The following is a 264-nucleotide window of genomic DNA, read 5'->3' as shown; positions in this document are numbered from 1 at the left end:
GGGACCATCCTCCAAGGCTAAATACTCCTGACTGACCGATAGTGAACCAGTACCGTGAGGGAAAGGCGAAAAGAACCCCGGCGAGGGGAGTGAAAAAGAACCTGAAACCGTGAACGTACAAGCAGTGGGAGCATGCTTAGGCGTGTGACTGCGTACCTTTTGTATAATGGGTCAGCGACTTATATTCTGTAGCAAGGTTAACCGAATAGGGGAGCCGAAGGGAAACCGAGTCTTAACTGGGCGTTAAGTTGCAGGGTATAGACC

Annotated in this window: 1 rRNA gene; it reads left to right on the top strand. The window is 50.8% G+C overall.

Going from position 1 to position 264, the window contains the following annotated elements:
- Positions 1–264 (top strand): 23S ribosomal RNA (locus tag IEQ44_RS16030); the annotation flags it as partial.

The organism is Nocardioides malaquae (assembly GCF_015070385.1).
In the GTDB taxonomy this organism is placed as follows: domain Bacteria; phylum Actinomycetota; class Actinomycetes; order Propionibacteriales; family Nocardioidaceae; genus Nocardioides; species Nocardioides malaquae.
This window is presented reverse-complemented; position numbering and strand designations above follow the sequence as displayed.